Source organism: Gemmatimonadales bacterium, from assembly GCA_041390145.1.
Taxonomy (GTDB): Bacteria; Gemmatimonadota; Gemmatimonadetes; order Gemmatimonadales; family GWC2-71-9; genus SPDF01.
Window position 1 is genome coordinate 161,859 of the sequence record JAWKQM010000004.1, and the last position, 20,178, is coordinate 182,036.

Genomic DNA, 20,178 nt, shown 5'->3' on the forward strand with positions numbered 1-20,178 from the left:
AGCGGACGAGCGGGGAAGCAAGAGAACGGCCCAAGGCATGGCTGCCCTGGGCCGTTGGTCCGTCTGCGCGGGTCGGCTCCGCGGTGCCGGGAGCTACTGGATCAGTATCTTGTTGGTCACGGCCGATGGCACCTTCGGCAGGTGAACCAGCAGCACCCCGTCCTGATAGGTGGCGGTGATTTGCTCGGTTACGACGGCAGCTGGCAGCCGGACCATCCGGTGAAATTCGCCCCATTCCCGCTCGGCGTGCAGGCAGCGCTCGGCCGGCTCCGCCACGGGAAGTTCGCGACGACCGCTCAGCGTCAGGAGTGTGCCGGCCAGCGTGATGTCGAGATTTTCCCGATGGACGCCGGGAATGTCCAACCGGACGACGTACGCCGCCTCGGTCTCGAGCAGATCGAAGGGAGGCAGCCAGGCCACCGTGTCCGCAGCCGGGGTCCGCAGCAGGGCCTCAGGGGAGAAGGTGTTGTGAAAGAGCCGATCGAACACCTGGTCGATATCGTTGCGCACCTTGGCCATGACGGGCGCGGCCTTCATGATTCTCATGCTTCCTCCTGATAGAGACCGTGCCACCACCATACCACCCAGGCGCTGAAGCCGGCGTGAAGCGGGGTTGAAACGATGGCCACGAAATTCGCGCAGGGGTTCTGGCGGCTCGCCGACCCGAAAATCTCGCTCGCCTCGGCCGCCGGAATACTGCTCGGGGCGTCCTCCGCGGCCGCTGCCGGGCCGATCGAGGCGGGCTGGCTCCTGATGACGGTGCTCGGCGTTTTTGCCGTCGAGGTGGCAAAGAACGCGTCTGGTGAGGTCTTCGACTGGGACTCCGGCACCGACCTGAAGGTGCGGGAGGAGGACCGAAGCCCGTTCTCAGGCGGCAAGCGCGTGCTCGTGGATGCGTTGCTCACGCGAGGACAGACCTGGGGCATCGCCATCGGGGGGTATCTCCTCGCCGCGATCGTGGGATTGACCATTGTCGGCTGGAGGGACGTCCGCGTCCTCTGGTTCGGGTTGGCCGGTGTGGCGCTGGCGTTCTTCTATCACGCGCCCCCATTTCGACTCAGCTACCGCGGCCTCGGCGAACTGGCGGTGGCCATCAGCTACGGCCCGCTGGTCTGCGCCGGTACCTATCTGGTCCAGCGCGGGACCATGCCGACCGGGATCGTCCTGCTGTCCCTGCCCCTTGGCATCCTCATCGCCGCCTTCCTCTGGATCAACGAGTTCCCCGACTACTCCGCCGACGCGCTGTCCGGCAAGCGGACCCTCGTGGTCCGTCTGGGCCGGCGAGCCGCCGCCTGGGGGTTCGTCTGGCTCGGGGTGGGTGCCGCCGTCGCAACGGCCCTCCTGCCCACGGCGGGCCTCCCGGCGACGGTCTGGCTCGGCGGCATCGGCGCGCTGCGCTACATCCCCGCCGCGCGGGCGCTGCTGGCAACCCCGGAGGACACCGCGGCCATCGTGCCGGCGCAGGTCATGACGCTGCAGGCGTTCCTGCTCTATTCCCTCGGCGCCTCGATCGGGATGCTGCTCGGCACGTGATCACGACAGGATAAGAAAGTTTCGCCGGCCGTTCACCATCACTTCACCCCCTTGTTCCTATCTTGTGGTCGTACCATCCACCAGGGGGCAGTATGAAAATCGCCAAGCTCAACCCGATCCTCGGCAACGTGGAGAAGATCGATCGGCTGTTCGATCCCTTCCTCACGGGGCCGCTCTTCCCCGAACTCACGACCAGGGGATTCGAGAACAACTGGGTACCGACACTGGACCTCGCCGAGAACGACAAGGCGTTCGTGGTCCGGCTCGAAGTCCCAGGGATGCCAAAGGAAAACCTGGACGTGAAACTGACCGGTGAAGTCCTGACCATCACCGGCCATCGCGAGGCCGCCAAGGAAGTTCCCGGCGAGAACTTCCTGTACAGGGAGCGGGAGACCGGCAAGTTTGTCCGGACCATCCGCCTGCCCGCGGCTGTGGTGGAGGGGAAGATCGAGGCGCACTACACCGACGGCATGCTGCATGTGACGCTGCCGAAGGCCGCACCGGAAGTGCGGAGCAAGATCACCATCAAGTAGGATGGTCGGCGCCTCGATGGACGAACGGCCCCGGGCACAGTGCCCGGGGCCGTTCTGATTTCAGCGCCCGCCGGCGAGGGTCAGGACTCGCGCCGACGACCGACGCGCAGCGCGCCCGGTCCGGAAAGCAGGAGGGAAAGGAGGGCGGCGATATAGAGGAGGTTCACCTCGACGCCGGGCATCCCAAAGACCGGGCCCTGCTCACCCATCCCCGTGATGTTGATGAAGTTGAAGCCGTTCGCGAGGTGCACCGTGAGCGCGGCGACGGCCATGTTCACGATCAGCAGCCCGGACGCGAGGGTCACGTACATCCCAAGCAGAATCGCGAGCGCGCCGACGACCTCGACGACACCCACTCCCCAGGCGGCGAGGCCAGGCAGCGGCACGCCAATACCGGCAAGCATCCCGGCGAATCCCGCATGCCCGGCCGCGGTGAGCTTCGGGAGCCCGTGAAAGAGGAAGCCAATGGCGAGCATCAGGCGAAGTGGTACGGGCGCCCAGGAAGCGCGAGCGTTCTGCATCGGTTCCTCCAGTCTCGGTCGAGGTCGAAAGCGGCACCGGTGCCACCTTCACATTAGTGTGATAACATCTAATGTTACACCTCATACCTTGCCCATGCAAGGGCCGCATGCACCGCCCGCTCCCACCCCGCCCGCCTCGACATCCGCTCCGCATCGGATGATGTCGGCGAAAACACCGTAAACTCTCTCCCCTCAAGGAATTGCGCGGTGTCTCGCCACACCCCGAGCGCAATCCCCGCGAGCCCCGCCGCGCCGAGCGCCGTCGTCTCTATCATGTCCGGCCGCTCGACAGGGGCGCCAAGCACGTCGGCCAGGAACTGCATCAGCCAGCCGTTGGCGCTGGCCCCGCCGTCCACCCGGAGGGGGCCCGGCGCGAGATGGGTGTCGCTCCGCATCAGTTCCACTAGTTCAGCACTGCTGAACGCCATCGCCTCGAGGGCCGCCCGGACCAGGTGCGCCCGGGTCGTCCCCCGCGAGAGTCCGGTGACCGTTCCCCGCGCCTCCGGCTCCCAGTGCGGCGAGCCGAGTCCCACGAACGCGGGGACGAAGTGGACGCCCCCAGTGTCCGCCACGCTCCGGGCGAGCGCCTCCGATTCGTCCGCTCGGGCCACCAGGCCGAGGCCGTCCCGCAGCCACTGGACGGCGGCGCCGGCAATGAAGACGCTCCCCTCCAGGGCGTAGGCCGGCTCCCCGCGGGGACCGCAGGCGGCGGTGGTCAGCAGGCCGTGGGACGAGTGGGGACGCTCTCCCCCGGCGTGCATCAGGAGAAACGTTCCGGTGCCATAGGTGTTCTTGGCGGTGCCTGCCGTGACGCACCCTTGGCCGAAAAGGGCCGACTGCTGGTCGCCCGCGATGCCGGCGATCGGCATGGCATAGCCGAAGTGCTGAGGGAGGGACTCCCCGGAGATGCCTCCCGAGGGGACGATGGTGGGCAACAGCGCCGGCGGCACCGTGAACAGTGCGAGGAGTTCGGGATCCCAGCCCCGCGATTCGAGGCCATAGAGCATGGTGCGCGAGGCGTTGGTGTGGTCGGTGACGTGCTTCGCCCCGCCGGTGAGCCGCGCCACGAGCCAGCTGTCCACCGTCCCCGCGGCCAGCTCCCCCCGCTCTGCACGGCGCCGGACATCACCATCCTTGAGCATCGACTCCAGCTTGGTGGCGGAGAAATAGGGATCGGGCACCAGGCCGGTTCGCTCCCGCAGCATCTCCGCGAGCCCGAGGGCGCGCAGCTCGGCGCAGCGTGGTGCGGTGCGGCGGTCCTGCCAGACGATGGCCCGCCCGATCGGCTCAAGCGTCTTGCGGTCCCACAGCAGGATCGTCTCCCGCTGGTTGGTGATGCCGAGACCGATGGGCCGTTCGCGTGACTGCGCGATGGCCTCCCGTCCGGCCTCCAGGGCGCCCTCCCAGAGGTCGCGAGGCTCGTGCTCGACCCACCCTGGTTGCGGGAAGTGCTGTGGCAGCTCGCGGTACCCGCGGCCGAGGACAGAACCATCCTGGTGGATGACAAGGGCCGTGGTTCCCGTGGTGCCGGCGTCGATGGCGAGGATAGAGGGCATGGGAGATGGCGGGGAAGCGGGGAAACAGGGACGTGGGTCAGCGCGTCGGGGCTGGTGCAATCCGAGGCGCCGGGCCAGCCCGGCGAGAAAGGAGGACTCCACTGACGATCAAGGCAGCGCCGCCGATCTGGATGGGCCGGGGGTGCTCGCCCAGGAGCGGCCAGGCCACCAGCATCGCAATCAGCGGGATCATCGAATTGAAGATGGCAGTCCGGCCGCTGCCGACCACCCGGACCGCATTGTTCCACAGCAGGTAAGCCACCACGATGGCCAGAAGGGTCGCGTACCAGACGCCGGTCCAGGCGCGGAGGCTCAAGCCTCGCCAGTCGAGATCGAGGAGGCCCGGGCCGCCCAGCAGGAGCAGCCCAGGGGCGCCGGTCGCCATCGTCCAGGCAGTCAGGCGGAGCGTCGAGATCCGGATGCGCATTGCCCTGACGCCGAGTGTGAAGAAGGCCCAGCAGAGCGTCGCCCCGAAAATCGCGAGATCCCCGCCAAGGCGACCAACACCGAGCTCCACCCCCTTGCCCGCCAGGATCAACGCCACGCCCGCAAACCCCAGTACACCGCCGGCCATGACCGGGCGCCGGAGCGCTTCGATGCCGGTGACGGCGCCGAGGAGCGCCACGATCAGTGGCGTGGTGGCGATGATCAGCGAGGCGTTTGCCACCGAGGTGTGGGTCAGCCCGTACATGAAGAACACCTGGTACAGAGTGTTGCTGAGCAGCCCCATCCAGACAAGGGTCCACCACGCCTCTCGGGGCAACGCGATCGACCCCTCCCGCCAGTAGAGCACGGCGAGCAGGATCACCGCGGCCAGGGAAAAGCGCAGCCCGGCAAAGCTCATCCCCGACATCTCACCGAGCGCCATCTTCATGAAGGAGAAGTTGGCGCCCCAGATGAGGACCACGAGCAGCATCGCCACTTCGGCGCGGGCTGCCTGGCGGGCGTCACTCACGCGCAGGCCGGGTCACGGTCGGACCTTCGGAACTCCGTTCGGACAGGCACGCGGGGCGTCATGGCATTAAAATGCTCTCGTTCCGTACCGTTGGCCACCGCCCCCAACCCGACCCCACTCATGCCCTACGAAACGCTCCTCCTCGACGTGCGCGACGGGATCGCCTTCCTGACCGTCAATCGCCCCGACAAGCTGAATGCCCTCAACGACGCCGTGATCGCCGAGCTGGACCGGGCGGTGGCACAGATCGAGGGAGACGACGCCGTCCGGGGTGTCATCCTGACCGGTGCCGGGCCCAAGGCGTTCGTAGCCGGCGCCGACATCGGCGAGCTGTCGACGCAGAACCAGATCACCGGCAAGGCGCGCGCGATGCGCGGCCAGGCGGTGTTCCGCCGGCTGGAACGGTGCGGCAAGCCGGTGGTGGCCGCGGTCAACGGCTTCGCGCTGGGCGGCGGGTGTGAGCTGGCGATGGCCTGCCACCTCCGAGTGGCCAGTGAGAACGCCAAGTTCGGGCAGCCGGAGGTGAAGCTCGGGATCGGTCCGGGCTACGGCGGGACGGTGCGGCTCCCGCGGCTGGTGGGCAAGGGACGCGCCCTGGATCTCCTGCTGACCGCGCGGATGGTTGGCGCCGAGGAGGCGCTGCAGATGGGTCTCGTGAACCGCGTCGTCCCCGCCGACAAGCTGATGGCCGAATCGGAGCAACTGCTGCGAGGCATCCTGGCCAATGGGCCACTCGCGGTCCGTCTCTGCATCGAGGCGGTGGACGCCGGCCTGGAAATGAGCCTCGACGAGGCGCTCCTGCTGGAAGCCAACCATTTCGGACTGCTTTCCTCGACCGACGACATGCGCGAGGGCATGAGCGCCTTCCTTGAGAAGCGTGCGGCGTCGTTCCGCGGCAGCTGAGCGACGTGCATCTCGACCGCATCATCCTGCGGGGGTTTCGGAACCTCCGCGATCTTGACCACCCCCTCCCACCGGAGGGGGTGGTGCTCCTTGGCCCCAACGCCCAGGGAAAGACGAACTTCCTGGAGGCGATCGGATACCCGGTGCTCTTCCGGGCCCTGCGCGGGGCAACGGACGCGGAAGTTTCCGGATTTGGCGGTCCGGGGTTTCGGATCGAGGCCGCATTCCATGACGGGGAGCGCAGTCGCTCGACCGAGGTGACCTACACCGTCGGCAACCGGAGGAAGCGCATCCTGCTGGATGGCGCGCCGGTGGCGCGCCTTTCGGAAGCGGTCGGCGCCTGGGTGGCGGTCGCGTTCCTCCCGAGGGATGTGGCGCTCGCGGGAGGGCCGGCAACCGAACGGCGGCAGTATCTCGACCGGATGCTTTCGCTGGCCTCCTCGGACTATCTCCGCGCACTGGCGCGGTACCGCGCGGCGCTGGCCCAGCGGAACGCGGCGTTGCGGCAGGGGCAGGAAGCGCTGGCTCGTGCCTTCGACGCCCCGCTGGCGGCGGCGGGGAGCGAGGTGACCGCCCTGCGCCTGCGCTGGGTTGCCGGCGCGGCCGCCCGGTTCGCGGAGGGGTTTGCCTCGCTGGGAGAGCATGGGCCCACTGGCCTGTCCTACCGGACCGACGCCACGCTCGCCGACCCTGCCGGCTGGACGGATGCGCTGCAGCGGGTCCGGACCCGCGATCTCGGCCGAGGGATGACCACCATCGGACCGCACCGTGACGACCTCATCCTGACGGTGGACGGCCGACCGCTCCGCGACTTCGGCTCGACGGGACAACTCCGCAGCGCGGCGGTGGCACTGCGGCTCCTCGAGCTCACGACCATCGAGGAGGCGCGCGGGGTACCGCCTGCCCTGCTCCTCGATGACGTGTTCGCCGAGCTGGATTCCGACCGTCAGGCGCGGTTGGCCGACCGACTGCTCGCCCAGCGGGTAGGCCAGGTGTTCATCACTGCCCCTCGGCGGGATGAACTCCCGGCCGGATTGAAGCTGCCGGTCTGGTCGGTGCACCAGGGTGTGGTGACGGAGGCGATGTGAAGAGGCAACCGGATCCTCCTGGCAAGAAGCGTCCCCTCACCCCGCTCGCGCAGGTGCTCGAGGAGTACCTGAAGTCGTCCGGGCTCGGGAAGGGTGTGGAGCGTGCCGAGGTGGTGCAGCGCTGGCCCGAGCTCGTCGGGCCGCAAATCGCGGCGGTCACCCAGGCCGAATCGGTCTCGCCCGACGGGGTGCTGCGGGTTCGCGTGGCGACCGCTCCGTGGGCGAGCGAACTGAGCCTGATGACGCCGCGGATCCTGGCCCGCGTCAACGCCGGCCGGGCAGGCCGGATCAACTCGATCCGGTGGATCGCGGGGCCGCTCGGCCGACGGGACTGAGGACGGGAGGCGATCTCCGTTCTTGGCCCCTGGCCGGAGCGCCACCGCGCGGGAACTTTCGGGCGACGCCGCGTGTTCACACCAGCACAGCCGATCCACCCGACAGACACCTGCCACCGCGGAGCGCGGCGTGACCATTCTGCGACTTGATGACCCCGGAACTCCGCCCTGGCCCGCGGTCCTCGAGTCGGCACCGATGCTGGTACTGTACAAGCACAGCCCCATCTGCATGACCTCGTCGGTGGCGCACTCAGAGATCCGGGCGCTCCACCAGTCGCTCCCGTCACTTCCGATCTACCTGGTCGACGTCATCCGGGACCGCGGACTGGCGCACCGGATCGCAGGTGACCTCCAGGTGCGGCACGAGTCGCCCCAGGTGTTGGTCATTCGTGACGGCCGGGTGGCGTGGCATACCTCCCACTTCGCGATCAAGGCCGGCGCCCTCCTCGCGCAGATCGAGCGTCTCCGGACGACGCACGACGCGGCCACGCTGGGCGCATCCTCAACCTGATGCCGCACACCTCGCGGGACCGTGGGTGCGAGGCCGTGATGCGCCAGCTCTGGGACTACCTCGATGCGGAGCTCACCCCGCAGCGCATGGAGCAGATCGGCGCCCACCTGGCGGTTTGCCAGCACTGTTTTCCGCAGTACCAGTTCGAGCGAAGTTTTCTCGATGCGCTGGCCGCCGCGCGGGCGGATCACCCCGCCATCGGGCAACTCCGGGACCGGGTCATGGCGGCCCTCCAGGAGGAGGGGCTGACAGGGGCCTAATAGGTTGACCCGCAATGGGTTACCGCCTATTTTTCAGGGCATCGTCGGACCCTGTTCCGGCCCACCCTGAACCAGGCTTCACACACATGGCAGACGAGCGACCGGCTGGACCGAAGGGGCAGGACTACGGCGCAGGTTCCATTCAGGTCTTGAAGGGGTTGGAAGCGGTCCGGAAGCGGCCCGCGATGTACATCGGGTCGACCGGCGAGAACGGTCTCCACCACCTCGTCTACGAAGTGGTGGACAACTCGATCGACGAGGCGCTGGCCGGCTTCTGCGATCAGGTCTCCGTCGTCATCAAGAAGGACAACGTCATTTCCGTGATCGACAACGGTCGCGGCATTCCGGTCGACATCCATCCCATCGAGAAGATCCCTGGCGTCGAACTCGCCCTGACGGTGCTCCACGCCGGCGGGAAGTTCGACAAGTCCACCTACAAGGTCTCCGGCGGGTTGCACGGCGTCGGCGTCTCGGTGGTCAACGCCCTCTCAGAACGGCTCGAGGTGGTGGTGGATCGCGACGGCAGCCGGCATCACATGGCGTTCGCCCGCGGCAAGACCACCAAGCCCCTCAGCGTCCTTGGCAAGGCCAAGGGGACCGGCACCACGGTCACCTTCAAGCCCGACCCCGAGATGTTCTCGGTCCTTGAGTTCAGCTACAACACGCTGGCCGACCGGCTTCGGCAGCTCTCCTTCCTGAACAAGGGCATCACCATCACCCTCCGCGACGAGCGGAAGGACGAGGTGCAGGAGGAGAAGTTCTTCGCGAAGGGCGGACTGGTACAGTTCGTCGAGTGGCTCAACCGGAACAAGAAGCCGCTGCACCCGAAGGTCATCGCCTTCTTCGCCGTCAAGGACGACATCGAGGTGGACGTTGCCCTCCAGTATCAGGACGGCTACAACGAAAGCACCTTCACCTTCGTCAACAACATCAACACCCACGAGGGCGGGACGCACCTCACCGGCTTCAAGTCGGCGCTGACCCGCACCGTCAACGAGGCCGCCAAGCGCGCGGGTGCGCTCAAGAAGGCCGACTTCACCCTCTCCGGCGACGACGTCCGCGAAGGGATGACCTGCGTGCTGCACGTGAAGGTCAAGGAGCCGCAGTTCGAGGGACAGACCAAGACGAAGCTCGGCAATTCCGAGGTCGAGGGCATCGTCCGCCAGATCGTCAACGAGCATCTCGGCGCCTACCTCGAGGAGCATCCGCCGGTCGTGCGCGCGATCCTCGACAAGGCGGTCAGCGCCGCGCTCGCCCGCGAGGCCGCCCGCAAGGCGCGCGACCTGGTCCGCAAGAAGTCGGGCCTCGAAAACGCCGTCCTGCCCGGGAAGCTGGCTGACTGCTCGCTCGACGACCCGACGCTGTGCGAGATCTACCTGGTGGAGGGCGATTCCGCCGGCGGCAGCGCCAAGCAGGGCCGCAACCGCGCGTTCCAGGCCATCCTGCCCCTTCGCGGCAAGATCCTGAATGTCGAGCGGGCGCGGATCGACAAGATCCTCAGCAACGAAGAAATCCGGGCGATGATCACCGCCATCGGCGCCGGGGTCCGCGAGGACTTCAAGCTGGAGGATGTGCGGTACAACAAGATCATCCTGATGACCGACGCCGACGTGGACGGCGCCCACATCCGGACACTCCTGCTGACCTTCTTCTTCCGGCAGATGCCGGAGCTGATCGACGCCGGGTTTGTCTACATCGCGCAGCCGCCCCTCTACCGGGTGGCCAAGGGCAAGGAAGAGTACTACGCGTACAACGAGGCCGAGAAGGATGAATACGCGAAGCGACTGGGCGCCGACGAGGGCAAGACCGGCATCATGATCCAGCGCTACAAGGGCCTCGGCGAAATGAATCCCGAGCAGCTCTGGAGCACCACCATGGACCCCGAGAAGCGCACGGTCCTGAGGGTGACGCTCGACGATGCGGTGGAGGCCAACAACCTCTTCGAGGAACTGATGGGCGACGAGGTCGAGCCGCGCCGCGCCTTCATCGAGCGCAACGCCCACTACGTGACGCACCTGGACGTCTAGGCACGCTCAAGCCAACGCGGTCCGACGCTCCTCGTGCCCTGCGCGGGGAGCGTCGCTGCATTCGCACACCTCGCGGTAGCTGGCGTGGAGCCGGTCAAGCTCCAACTCCCACGACATTCCCTCGGCCGTCCGCCTTGCCCCCGCTCCCAGTCGCCGGACGAGCGCCGGCGACCGGACCAGCGCGAGTATCGCACGGGCCATGGCGCTGATGTCGCCCGGAGGATAGGCGATCCCGTTGACGTCGTCCCGGAGATGATCCGCGACCCCGCCGGCCGGTGCGGCAATCACCGGCAGGCCGCTGGCCATCGCCTCGAGGATCACCAGGCCAAGCGTTTCCGTGTGCGAGGAAAAGAGGAACGCGTCGGCGCTCGCATACAGGGTGGGGAGCATCGACCCCCGGTCGAGATTGCCCAGGAAGGAGACGCCCTCGGGCGCGTCAGCGCGGAGCGCAGCTTCGCGCGGCCCGACGCCCGCGATGATGAGGCGAACCTCGCGCTCGGGCAGCGCCCGCTGGGCGGCGGCGAACCCTGCAAGAATCCGTTCCACTCCCTTTTCAGCCGCCAACCGACCGACGTGCAGTAGGATGAAGGCGTCGTCGCTGCCGTACGCCTGCCGAAGCATCGAACTCCGGTGTCGCGAATCGAAGACATTCACGTCCACCCCTTCCCCAGACCTCCACGTCCTCGACGCCCAGCGCTGTCAGTTCCTCCCGCGCCAGGAGGCCGGGGGTAAACACCCACCGGCTCCGCCGGTGAAACCGGCCGATGTAGTCGCGCACCGTACCACGCAACCAGGGCGCGCCGTACGACTTGGTATAGCGAGAGAAGTCTGTGTGGTACGAGGAAACCACCGGCAGCCCTCGGCGGAGCGCCTGGCGCTGCCCGATCCGTCCGAGAACGAATTCGGTGGCACTGTGCACGATGTCCGGTTGGAACGCCGTAATGATGCCGTCGATGGTCCGCACCGCGGGGGCGGCGAGGCGGATGTCCGAGTACCCCGGCAGGGCCATGCTTGGAATCGTGACCTGTTGTGGCGGCCGCGCCGACGTGACGGACGAGCCGAAGGGGTTGAGGTTGACCGGCGGGTAGGCGGGGCCGACCACCGCCACTTCCCATCCGCGCTGGATGAGGCCGGCCACGGAGAGGGCGGTGACCACCGAGACGCCATTGACCTGGGGGGGATACGTATCGGTGCAGTAGAGAGCCCGAAGCGGGCGGTCAGGGAGTGGCATGTGGGCAAAAGGTGCCCGTCACATGCAACGAACCCGCCACCGGGGCGTCACGGACGCGTCACCCTGCCCCAGAATGCCTGCTGACACAATTGATACACAGTCGTCGCCGCGCCGTCGCCGGCCTGGGTGAGGTTGGGGTGTGCCCGAGCCGAACTTGCCCTCGACCCTGGAGCCACCGTGCGAAGCCCGAGCGGAATTACCCGAGTCCTCGTCGTAATTCTGGACGGGCTACGAGCGGATGCGATCCCGCTCTTCCCCCTCCCCCATCTCCGCCGCCTCGCCGAACGCGGTGCGTACACCCTGGCGGGCCAGACGGTTCGGCCGAGCATCACACCGTCAGCCCTGACGTCGCTCCTCACCGGCGTGCCGCCACGCCTCCACGGAGTGGAAAGCGACCGGATCGTGATCAATCGGGCTCGCGGTCCGAACCTCCCGCTCCCGGAACTGCTGCGGCGCCGGGATTGCCCGGTCCGCGCCTTTCGGGGCCGGTTGCCCCCGCTCACGCGTGGCGTGGCCGCGCGCGTCACGGCGCGACTCGGGATCGACGCGACATTTCAGGGGCATCGTGCCGACGAGATCCTGGAGGCGGCGATGCCCTCCCTCCGAAACAACGCCCCGGGAGTCACCATCCTCCACTGGCTCGATGCGGACCGGGCAGGCCACGCGCATGGATGGGGCTCCCGCGCCTACGTGCGAGCCGCCCGGGAGCTGGACGCCGCGATGCAGCGCATGGTGGAGACCCTCGGCGTGGTTGATGATCCGTCAACGCTGCTCATCGCCTTTGCGGACCATGGCGGAGGCGGGGCCACGGCACGGGACCACAACAGCGCGCACCCGCTCGATACGACGATCCCAATCATTCTTGCCGGTGGACAGGTCATCTCCCAGGTCCTCGGCTATGGAGCATCACTTCTCGACATCCCTCCAACAATCGCCTGGGCGCTGGGCTCGCACCCACCTGCGCTCTGGACCGGACGGCCGCTGGCCGAGGCGCTGCGGCTGCCGCAGCCGGTACCGATGGTCGGGGCCGGTGACATCAGGGCCGCCGCGTGACGCGCGTCCTCCGAGTCATTGGGCAGCTGTCGGAACGGGACCGGGGGCTTTACCTGCGCTGGTCGCTGTCGAAGGATTCCGCACGCGCGCTTCGCGAGACCTGGATCCTGATCACCCACGCCGGCGGAACGACGGTGTCGATCGCGGCCGTCGCGCTCCCGCTCTGGTTGCGGCCCTGGGATCGCTCAGTCACGTGGGTGGCGGCGGCGAGCCTCGCCATCTCTCACCTGGCCGTGCAGGTCATCAAGCGCTTCGTTGGCCGACCGCGCCCCAGCAAGCCGATCGGCATCGACCATCCGGACCGATTCTCCTTCCCGTCCGGGCACGCCACCTCGAGCCTCGCGGTCACGCTGGCGTACGCGGTCGCCTTCCCGCACTTCGCTGTCCCCCTCGTGGGGTTTGGCCTGCTGGTCGGGTGGAGCCGCGTGGCCCTCGGGGTGCACTACCCGGGTGACGTTCTCGCCGGCCAGGTGATCGCGTCGGCCACGGTGCTTGGCGTCAGCCTGATCGGCTGACGCCGACGCCATGCAGGGTCACACCCGCAGGTTATCCTCCCGCCACTCCTTGATCATTCCCTTGATCGCCTTCTGATCCGCGATCCGCTCGTCCAGCACCCGTTTGGCCAGCGCCTCGAGTTCGGCATCCGAGGCAAACCGAAGCGCCACGAGCTGCTCCGGCGAGAATTCCGGAATTCGGGCCTGCAACTCGGCGGACAGCAGCGTCGCCATCCGCAGCCGCTCCTCCAGACGAATCACCCGGTCCTGGACCCGCACCGCAAACGCCCGCGCGTAGAAGTAGAGGAGAATCAGCGTGAGGGCCAGCACCATGCCGAGTGCCGTGCCAAGGCTTGGCCGTATCGCCAGGAAGTAGATCTGCGACCCGAGGATGATCAGCAGGAGCGTCGAGAGGATGTAGTGGTACCCCGGCACATAGCGGGCGTGGTTGGACATGTTCTGCGGTGCTGCGGCCATGGAAACCTCGGGTTGGTGGCGGTTCAGTGGCGAATGCAAGGTCACAACTCCTGGACACCCCTGCTGGTGACACGGTGCGACACGAGTCGGCGTGGTACCGGCGCCGCGGCACCGATGACGATCGCCTCCGACAACGCCGCCTGGCCCTCCTCCAGGCCGGCCGCATCCGCGGCGAAGACAGTGGCCAACGGCTGGCCCGCCTCGACGGCATCACCGGGGCGCACGGTAATGACGAAGCCGACCGACGGGTCCACCGTGTCTTCCACCCGGGTCCGGCCGCCGCCCATCGCGTTGATACCGAGCCCCACCGACTTTGGGTGCACCGCCGCGACCGTGCCGCTCACCGGCGCGATGTACACCGCCGATTTCGCCGCCTGCGGGAGCACGGCCGGGTCGTCGACAATCGCCGGGTTGCCTCCCTGCGCCTCGATGATGTCCGCGAACCTGCGCGACGCCGCCCCCGAGGTGATCGTCTGCTGCAGCCGTTTCCTGGCGGCTGTGTCATCGCCCTCGAGGCCAGCGGCCATCAGCATTTCAGCGCCCAACGCCAGCGTCACCTCCATGAGGTCGCTCGGCCCCTCGCCCCGCAGCGCGAGGATGCACTCCTCGACCTCGAGGGCGTTGCCGCAGGCCTGCCCGAGCGGACGGTCCATCGCGGTCACGAGGGCGACGGTGCGCACGCCGCTCGACTCGCCGAGGGCGATCATGGTCTGCGCCAGCGTGAGCGCATCGTCCTCGGCCGGGAGAAACGCCCCGCTGCCGGCCTTCACGTCGAGGACCAGGGCGTTGAGTCCCTCCGCGAGCTTTTTGGACATGATGCTTGCCGCGATGAGGGGCACCGACGGCACCGTGCCGGTCACGTCCCGCAGCGCGTAGAGCCGCCGGTCCACCGGCGCAATCTCGGGGGTCTGGCCGAAGAGCGCGCAGCCCAGCGTTCGCACCTGGGACATGGCATCGGCCAGCGACATCCGGGTGGAGAAGCCGGGAATTGACTCGAGCTTGTCGAGGGTGCCGCCGGTATGGCCCAGCCCGCGGCCCGACATCATCGGCACGGCGGCGCCGCAGCAGGCAAGCATCGGCGCCAGGAGGAGCGAAGTCTTGTCCCCGACGCCGCCAGTGGAGTGCTTGTCCACCCGCGGCACCTCCCAGCCGTCGAATCGGAGCCGGTCGCCGGAGGCGAGCATGGCCGCGGTCAGCTCGGTCAGCTCCGCGTCGGTCAGCCCGCGCCAGACGACGGCCATCAGGAGGGCCGCCATCTGGTAGTCGGGGATCTCCTCCCCGGCATAGGCCCGCACGATGGCGGCCCAGGTGCCGGGAGGTAGCTCCCCCCCGTCTCGCTTGCATTCGATGAGCGATGGAATCACCATTAAGGACATCCTCCCGAACCGCTGGACCCCCACACCCGGAGCCGTAGTGCGCCTGCTGCCCGCCGCCCTCATCGCGGCTCTCATCGCCGCCCCAGCCGAGGCCCAGTCCGCACCCGATTTGGTGCGCGCCGGCGTTGCCGCCATGGACGCCCGGAATCCGGTGTCGGCGCTGCGGGACTACCAGGCGGCCCTGGCCATCGACTCGACCAGTTACGAGGCCAACTGGCGGGCCTCGATCGCTGCGGTGGATATCGGCAAGCAGACGCCGGACAGCATCCCCGATCCGGCCAGGGATTCGCTGTATGCGCTGGCCGAAAGGTACGCCACCCGGGCCGTCGCGGCGAACCCCGAGGGCTCGGACGGGTGGTTTGCGCTGGCCAACGCGATCGGCCGCACATCCCTGACCCTCGGGAAGAAGGCGCGGGTGCAGCGGGCCACGGAGATCCGGACCGACGGACTGAAGGCCATCGAGCTCGACCCCCGGAACGACGGCGCCTTCCACCTGATGGGCCGGTGGAACGCCGAAATCATGCGGCTCTCCGGCTTCGAGCGGTTCTTCGCCAAGAGCTTTCTCGGCGGGGCCGTCTTCAGCCAGGCCTCGTGGGACAACGCCGTCGCCTACATGAAGCGGGCCATTCAGCTTCGGCCCGACTTCATCTATCATCATTACGATCTGGCCCTGATCTACATCGACATCAAGGAATGGGACCTCGCCCGCGAGCAGCTGTCGATCATCCCATCGCTGCCGCTCATCGACGTCATGGACCCGGTCTGGAAGCAGGACGCCGTCAGCCTCCTCCAGTCCATCGCGAACAAGAACTAACAGGACGGTCACTCATGATTCAGTCCGCCGGCACCTCTCCCGAAGAACTCGAGCGCCTCTCCGCCCGGGTCCAGTCGCTGGAGCACGAGCGCCGTCACCTGCTCGCCGTCATCGAAATCCTCGAGGAGATCGGTGGCTCGCTCCACTTTGCCGACATCGTGCAGTCCATCGCCAAGAAGCTCGGCGAGGCGTTCGGGCTCGATCGGTGCGCCATCTACCTGTCGGAACGGGGTGGCCAGGTCGTCCGCCTGGTGGCGAGCTTCGAAGACCCGAGCATCCGGAACTATGTCGTGGACCTGGAACGCTACCCGGAACTCAAGCGCGCCATCCATTCCGGGCAGACGGTGTTCATTCCCGACGCCGTCAACGACCCGACGCTGCGCCACGTCCGCGGTGCGCTGACCCACCGGCGGGTCAAGTCGATCACCGTGGTGCCGATCACGTGGCGGGGGACCCCCATCGGGGCCATCTTCCTCCGCACCTTCCGCGACGGCCCCAGCTTCTCCGACGTGGACGTGAAGTTCTGCCAGGTCGTGGCCAGCCTCACCGCCAAGGCGCTGCGCAACGCCCACCGGTTCGAGCGGCTCCAGGCCCGCCGGGGCGAAGAGGGGACCGGCCGCCAGGAGGACCGGGAGCGCGTCGCCCTGCTCGGCTTCATCCGCAGACTGCTGGAGGCGTACGCCCAGAAGGAGGGGCCGTGGGAGGAAGGCCAGCTGGGCCGCGCCACGGCGGAAGAACTTGACCGTCTCGTCGGCGTGGCCAGGACGGTACTGGCGCAGGAGGCCGCCGGACGGTGAGCCCGGCGGAACGCGCGGCTGAACTCCGAAGGCTGATCGACCGCGCCAACATCGCCTACTACGTGCACGATGCGCCCGACATTTCGGACGCGGAGTACGATCGCCTCTTCCGCGAACTCCAGGCGCTCGAGGCCGCCCACCCGGACCTCGTCACCCCCGACAGCCCCACCCAGCGGCTGGGCGCCGAGCCGGCCACAGCCCTCCAGAAGCACACCCACCTCCGCCCGATGCTGTCGCTCGCCAACGCCTTCAACGACGAGGAGCTCGTCGCCTGGGAGGACCGGAACGCCCGGCGCAACTCCGATGCGCGGACGGGCGGCTACACGACCGAGATCAAGATCGACGGCGCGGCCATCAACCTGACGTACGCCGAGGGGAGGTTTGTCACCGGCGCGACGCGCGGAAACGGCACCGTCGGCGAGGATGTCACGGCCAATCTTCGGACCATTCCGGGCCTGCCGCTCATGCTCCAGGGCGCCAACCACCCCGCGCTGATGGAAGTCCGGGGCGAGGTGTACTTCTCCATCAAGGGGTTCCAGCGGCTGAACACCGACCGCGAGGGGGCCGGCGAGGCGCCGTTTGCCAATCCCCGCAACGCGGCCGCGGGATCCCTCCGGCAGCTCGACCCGGGGATTACCCGGAGCCGCCGGCTGGGCCTCTTCGCCTTTCACGTCGAGGTCATCGCCGGGCAGCTGGCGGCCACCACGCAATGGGAGGTACTCGACCAGCTTGCCGCCTGGGGATTTCCGGTGGCGCCGCACCGTGCGCGACACGACGACCTCGTCGCGGTCCGCGAGGCGATCGCTCGCTACGAGGGACTGATCCACACCCTGCCCTTCGAGGCGGACGGCGTGGTCGTGAAGATCGACAATCTCGCGCTGCACGACGACCTGGGCGTGGTTGGCGGCCGCGAACCGCGCTGGGCCATTGCCCGCAAGTTCGCCCCGGAAGTCGTGGTGACGCGCCTCCTCGACATCCGGGTCAATGTCGGCCGGACAGGGGCCATCACGCCGTATGCCGTGCTGGAGCCGGTCGAGGTGGGCGGCGTGACGGTCAGCACCGCGACGCTCCACAATGAAGACGTGATCGCCGAGAAGGACATCCGCGTCGGGGACTGGGTGGAACTCGTCCGCGCAGGAGAAGTCATTCCGAAGGTCATCGGCCCCCTGCGGGAGCGCCGGGACGGCACGGAAACCCCCTACGCGATGCCCGCGCGGTGCCCCGCCTGCGACACCCCGCTCCAGCGCCCGCCCGACGAGGCCGTGCGCTACTGCCCAAACGAGGCCTGCCCCGGGCGCGTGCTGGAGGGCATCGTCCATTTCGCCTCGCGCGAGGCGATGGATATCCGCGGCCTCGGGTACGAGCGGGTGCGGCAGCTGCTCGACGCGAAGCTCATCGCCGACGTGGCCGACCTCTACGAGGTGAAGGCGGAGCAGCTGGTCGAACTCGAACGGTTCGCCAAGCAGTCGGCGGCGCTGCTGGTCAAGGGTATCGCGGACTCGAAGTCCCGCCCCCTCTCGACACTGCTCTTCGGCCTCGGCATTCATCATGTCGGGAAGACGGTGGCCGTGCTGCTGGCCCGGCGCTTCGCGACGATGGCCGCGCTCAGGGACGCCACCCTTGAAGAGCTGAACGCCGTGCCCGGCGTGGGGCCGATCATCGCCGAGGCCGTCCATCGCTACTTCCGCACGCCGCACCACCGGGCGCTCGTCGCGCGGCTCGAGGTGCTCGGGCTCGGCATGACCGAACCGGATGCCGCCGAGGCCGACGGGCCCTTCAAGGGACTGACCGTCGTCCTGACGGGGGCCCTCCCCTCGCTCTCCCGGAGCGAGGCGACCGCGCTGGTGGAACGCGCGGGGGGACACGTCGCCGGCTCGGTGAGCAAGAAGACCTCCCTCGTCGTGGCCGGCGCCGACGCGGGCAGCAAGCTCGAGAAGGCCACCGCCCTCGGAATCCCGGTGATCGATGAGGAAGAGCTCTTGCGCCGCATCGCCCAGCGCCCGTAATCTTCCGGCGAGGAGAAACCCATGACCAGCCCAGCCCCGTTTTCCCAGTACCAGTGCCTCGGCCTCGGCCGGCGCGCCCTCCACCAGCTCCGCGCCAGCCTCGACCGCGATCGCGGCGTGCAGACCGCGGCGCTCCTCCAGGAGGCAGGCGTCGCCGGTGGTGAGGGGCTCTTCAGCGCTTTCAGCGCGTGGCTCCAGACGGCCTACGGCGTCGTGCAGCCGGCGGACCTCGACGCCGCCTACCTGCCGGAAGCGCTGCGCGGATTTTTCGGGGATTATGGATGGGGGACGCTGACGGTAAGTGAACTGGCCCCGGCGGTCATGGCGCTCGACAGCGAGGACTGGGCCGAGGCCGCCCCGGACCAGGGCAGCTCCTACCCCGCCTGCCATCTCACCAGCGGGATGCTCGCCGACTTCCTCGGACGCATGGCCCAGAGCCAGGTGGCGGTGATGGAGGTCGAGTGCCGGACGCGGGGCGACAGCAAGTGCCGCTTCCTTGTCGGCGCGCCGGAATCCCTCTCCGTTCTGTACGACCGGATGTCCAGGGGCCTGACGTACGTCGAGGCGCTCGGCCCAGTGCCGAGCGCCTCATAGGAACTCTCTACGACCGTTGCCGCAGCGTCACGTCACCCGACGCGGTGTCGATCGTAATCCTGCCCTTCCCATCCCCGATCGTTCCCCTGAGACCATCGCGACCCTTCCGCGTCACCTGAAGCGGGAATTCAGTCGTGATGTCGCCGCTGCTGGTCTCGATCTCGACCATGGCCCCGAGCGACTTCGGCGCTGAAATCTCCACGTCGCCCGAGCCGGTGTCCACCGACAGCTCGCTGACGTCACCGGTCAGGCCGATGCGGATGTCGCCGCTCCCGGTATCGACCTCCACGTTGCCGACGGCCGCAGTGGTGACCGTCACGTCGCCCGACCCCGTATCCACCGAGAGGGCGCTCGCCGTGACCCCGTCGACCCGCACGTCGCCGGAACCGGTGTCGAGCGACAGGTCTCCGGTCTTGATGTTGCTCAGCGTGATGTCTCCCGACCCGGTGTCGACCGAGAGACCGCCGTCGTGCCCTGCCATGGTCACGTCACCTGAGCCGGTGTCGATCGAGAGCGACCCCGCCGTCCCCGTGGCCGCGACATCGCCGCTCGCGGTCTGCACCCTGATCGACCCGTCGACGTTGGCCAGTGTCACCTTGCCGACACCGAGTTTGAGCTCCGCGCGAGCCCCGGAGGGCAGCATGAGGCGGATATCCGCCCACGCGGTCAGGCCGCTGCCACGTGACGAGACCGTCACGCGGGGGCCCTTCCCTCCGCCGTAGCTCTCGCCGTTGAAGGTGCCGTCGCGATCGAGGCGGAGCGTGGTCTCGTGATTGCTGCCCATCGCCGGGTAGACGAACCGGTCGCCGGGATAGATGACCCGCAGCGTGCCCCCAGATTGCTCCACCGTGAGCTTGGCACCGTCGGCACCCTGCCGTTTCACCTCCACCGAGGCGGCCCCACCAGAGGCGGCCTCAACCGAGAGGTTTCCGATCAGGTTGTAGACCTGGATGTTGGATCCGGCGAGTTCGAATCGCTCGGCCTGCTGGGCCTGCATGGAGGCGAGCGGTGCCGTCGAGAGGACGAGCGCGGCGACAAGGAGGCGGACGGGACGGTTCACGGTGCGAGCTCCTGGGGGAAGGTATCAGGAGGTTGGACGGGCAAATCAGCCAAA

General features: G+C 68.2%; 23 protein-coding genes. 14 read left to right on the plus strand and 9 right to left on the minus strand.

Going from position 1 to position 20,178, the window contains the following annotated elements:
• Positions 1 to 93 precede the first annotated feature (93 nt).
• Positions 94 to 546, minus strand: coding sequence for an Hsp20/alpha crystallin family protein (locus tag R2910_04225; GenBank protein MEZ4412174.1), 453 nt, complete (start codon positions 544 to 546; stop codon positions 94 to 96).
• 75 nt (positions 547 to 621) lie between these two features.
• On the opposite strand from R2910_04225, the gene R2910_04230 reads away from it, so the two are divergent.
• Complete coding sequence (locus R2910_04230) at positions 622 to 1,533, plus strand: prenyltransferase (GenBank protein MEZ4412175.1); 912 nt, start codon at positions 622 to 624, stop codon at positions 1,531 to 1,533.
• Positions 1,534 to 1,625: 92 nt separating this feature from the next.
• Positions 1,626 to 2,066, plus strand: coding sequence for an Hsp20/alpha crystallin family protein (locus R2910_04235; protein ID MEZ4412176.1), 441 nt, complete (start codon positions 1,626 to 1,628; stop codon positions 2,064 to 2,066).
• Positions 2,067 to 2,146: 80 nt separating this feature from the next.
• On the opposite strand, the gene R2910_04240 is transcribed toward R2910_04235, so the two are convergent.
• The 3 genes from R2910_04240 to R2910_04250 form a co-directional block, all read right to left on the minus strand.
• Positions 2,147 to 2,587 (minus strand): DoxX family protein, encoded by a 441-nt coding sequence (locus tag R2910_04240; GenBank protein ID MEZ4412177.1) that lies wholly within the window; start codon positions 2,585 to 2,587, stop codon positions 2,147 to 2,149.
• A gap of 74 nt (positions 2,588 to 2,661) precedes the next feature.
• On the minus strand, positions 2,662 to 4,143 hold the full coding sequence (locus tag R2910_04245; GenBank protein MEZ4412178.1) for a glycerol kinase: 1,482 nt from the start codon (positions 4,141 to 4,143) through the stop codon (positions 2,662 to 2,664).
• A 37-nt stretch (positions 4,144 to 4,180) separates the two neighbouring features.
• Entirely contained in the window at positions 4,181 to 5,098 is a 918-nt protein-coding gene (locus R2910_04250) for a DMT family transporter (protein MEZ4412179.1), read from the minus strand.
• 120 nt (positions 5,099 to 5,218) lie between these two features.
• Between R2910_04250 and R2910_04255 the strand changes: the two genes are divergently transcribed.
• The 6 genes from R2910_04255 to gyrB all read left to right on the plus strand — a co-directional run bounded on the left by R2910_04255 (position 5,219) and on the right by gyrB (position 10,222).
• On the plus strand, positions 5,219 to 6,001 hold the full coding sequence (locus R2910_04255; GenBank protein ID MEZ4412180.1) for an enoyl-CoA hydratase-related protein: 783 nt from the start codon (positions 5,219 to 5,221) through the stop codon (positions 5,999 to 6,001).
• A gap of 5 nt (positions 6,002 to 6,006) precedes the next feature.
• Positions 6,007 to 7,089, plus strand: coding sequence for a DNA replication and repair protein RecF (gene recF, locus R2910_04260; GenBank protein MEZ4412181.1), 1,083 nt, complete (start codon positions 6,007 to 6,009; stop codon positions 7,087 to 7,089).
• Positions 7,086 to 7,424 (plus strand): DUF721 domain-containing protein, encoded by a 339-nt coding sequence (locus R2910_04265; protein ID MEZ4412182.1) that lies wholly within the window; start codon positions 7,086 to 7,088, stop codon positions 7,422 to 7,424. The genes recF and R2910_04265 overlap by 4 nt, the downstream gene beginning before the upstream one ends.
• A gap of 130 nt (positions 7,425 to 7,554) precedes the next feature.
• Positions 7,555 to 7,935 (plus strand): bacillithiol system redox-active protein YtxJ, encoded by a 381-nt coding sequence (gene ytxJ / locus R2910_04270; protein ID MEZ4412183.1) that lies wholly within the window; start codon positions 7,555 to 7,557, stop codon positions 7,933 to 7,935.
• A 38-nt stretch (positions 7,936 to 7,973) separates the two neighbouring features.
• The gene (locus R2910_04275) at positions 7,974 to 8,195 is read left to right on the plus strand and encodes a zf-HC2 domain-containing protein (GenBank protein MEZ4412184.1); all 222 of its coding nucleotides are present in this window, start codon (positions 7,974 to 7,976) and stop codon (positions 8,193 to 8,195) included.
• 86 nt (positions 8,196 to 8,281) lie between these two features.
• A complete protein-coding gene (gene gyrB, locus R2910_04280; protein MEZ4412185.1) occupies positions 8,282 to 10,222 on the plus strand; it encodes a DNA topoisomerase (ATP-hydrolyzing) subunit B in 1,941 nt (646 codons plus the stop codon).
• A gap of 6 nt (positions 10,223 to 10,228) precedes the next feature.
• Here gyrB and R2910_04285 read toward each other — a convergent pair whose 3' ends face one another.
• Both R2910_04285 and R2910_04290 read right to left on the minus strand, forming a co-directional pair.
• Positions 10,229 to 10,843, minus strand: coding sequence for a glycosyltransferase (locus tag R2910_04285; GenBank protein MEZ4412186.1), 615 nt, complete (start codon positions 10,841 to 10,843; stop codon positions 10,229 to 10,231).
• Positions 10,776 to 11,453: a glycosyltransferase gene (locus tag R2910_04290; GenBank protein MEZ4412187.1), complete on the minus strand. Its 678-nt coding sequence runs from the start codon at positions 11,451 to 11,453 to the stop codon at positions 10,776 to 10,778. Before R2910_04290 ends, R2910_04285 begins: the two co-directional genes overlap by 68 nt.
• 177 nt (positions 11,454 to 11,630) lie before the next feature.
• On the opposite strand from R2910_04290, the gene R2910_04295 reads away from it, so the two are divergent.
• Both R2910_04295 and R2910_04300 read left to right on the plus strand, forming a co-directional pair.
• Positions 11,631 to 12,506, plus strand: coding sequence for an alkaline phosphatase family protein (locus tag R2910_04295; protein MEZ4412188.1), 876 nt, complete (start codon positions 11,631 to 11,633; stop codon positions 12,504 to 12,506).
• Positions 12,503 to 13,021: a phosphatase PAP2 family protein gene (locus R2910_04300; protein MEZ4412189.1), complete on the plus strand. Its 519-nt coding sequence runs from the start codon at positions 12,503 to 12,505 to the stop codon at positions 13,019 to 13,021. Before R2910_04295 ends, R2910_04300 begins: the two co-directional genes overlap by 4 nt.
• A gap of 18 nt (positions 13,022 to 13,039) precedes the next feature.
• On the opposite strand, the gene R2910_04305 is transcribed toward R2910_04300, so the two are convergent.
• Both R2910_04305 and R2910_04310 read right to left on the minus strand, forming a co-directional pair.
• Positions 13,040 to 13,477, minus strand: coding sequence for a DUF6526 family protein (locus R2910_04305; protein MEZ4412190.1), 438 nt, complete (start codon positions 13,475 to 13,477; stop codon positions 13,040 to 13,042).
• Positions 13,478 to 13,518: 41 nt separating this feature from the next.
• Positions 13,519 to 14,844 carry a thymidine phosphorylase gene (locus tag R2910_04310; protein MEZ4412191.1) on the minus strand — a complete coding sequence of 442 codons (1,326 nt, stop codon included), beginning with the start codon at positions 14,842 to 14,844 and terminating at the stop codon, positions 13,519 to 13,521.
• Between the two features lie 46 nt (positions 14,845 to 14,890).
• Here R2910_04310 and R2910_04315 point away from each other — a divergent pair, with 46 nt between their 5' ends.
• Genes R2910_04315 through R2910_04330 form a run of 4 tightly spaced genes read left to right on the plus strand, consistent with a single transcriptional unit; the run spans position 14,891 to position 19,064 of the window.
• Positions 14,891 to 15,667, plus strand: coding sequence for a hypothetical protein (locus R2910_04315; GenBank protein MEZ4412192.1), 777 nt, complete (start codon positions 14,891 to 14,893; stop codon positions 15,665 to 15,667).
• A gap of 14 nt (positions 15,668 to 15,681) precedes the next feature.
• Positions 15,682 to 16,464 carry a GAF domain-containing protein gene (locus tag R2910_04320; GenBank protein MEZ4412193.1) on the plus strand — a complete coding sequence of 261 codons (783 nt, stop codon included), beginning with the start codon at positions 15,682 to 15,684 and terminating at the stop codon, positions 16,462 to 16,464.
• Entirely contained in the window at positions 16,461 to 18,470 is a 2,010-nt protein-coding gene (gene ligA / locus R2910_04325) for an NAD-dependent DNA ligase LigA (protein MEZ4412194.1), read from the plus strand. The genes R2910_04320 and ligA overlap by 4 nt, the downstream gene beginning before the upstream one ends.
• Before the next feature lie 21 nt (positions 18,471 to 18,491).
• Positions 18,492 to 19,064: a 4-vinyl reductase gene (locus R2910_04330; GenBank protein MEZ4412195.1), complete on the plus strand. Its 573-nt coding sequence runs from the start codon at positions 18,492 to 18,494 to the stop codon at positions 19,062 to 19,064.
• Between the two features lie 7 nt (positions 19,065 to 19,071).
• Here R2910_04330 and R2910_04335 read toward each other — a convergent pair whose 3' ends face one another.
• A complete protein-coding gene (locus R2910_04335; protein ID MEZ4412196.1) occupies positions 19,072 to 20,124 on the minus strand; it encodes a DUF4097 family beta strand repeat-containing protein in 1,053 nt (350 codons plus the stop codon).
• Positions 20,125 to 20,178 lie beyond the last annotated feature (54 nt).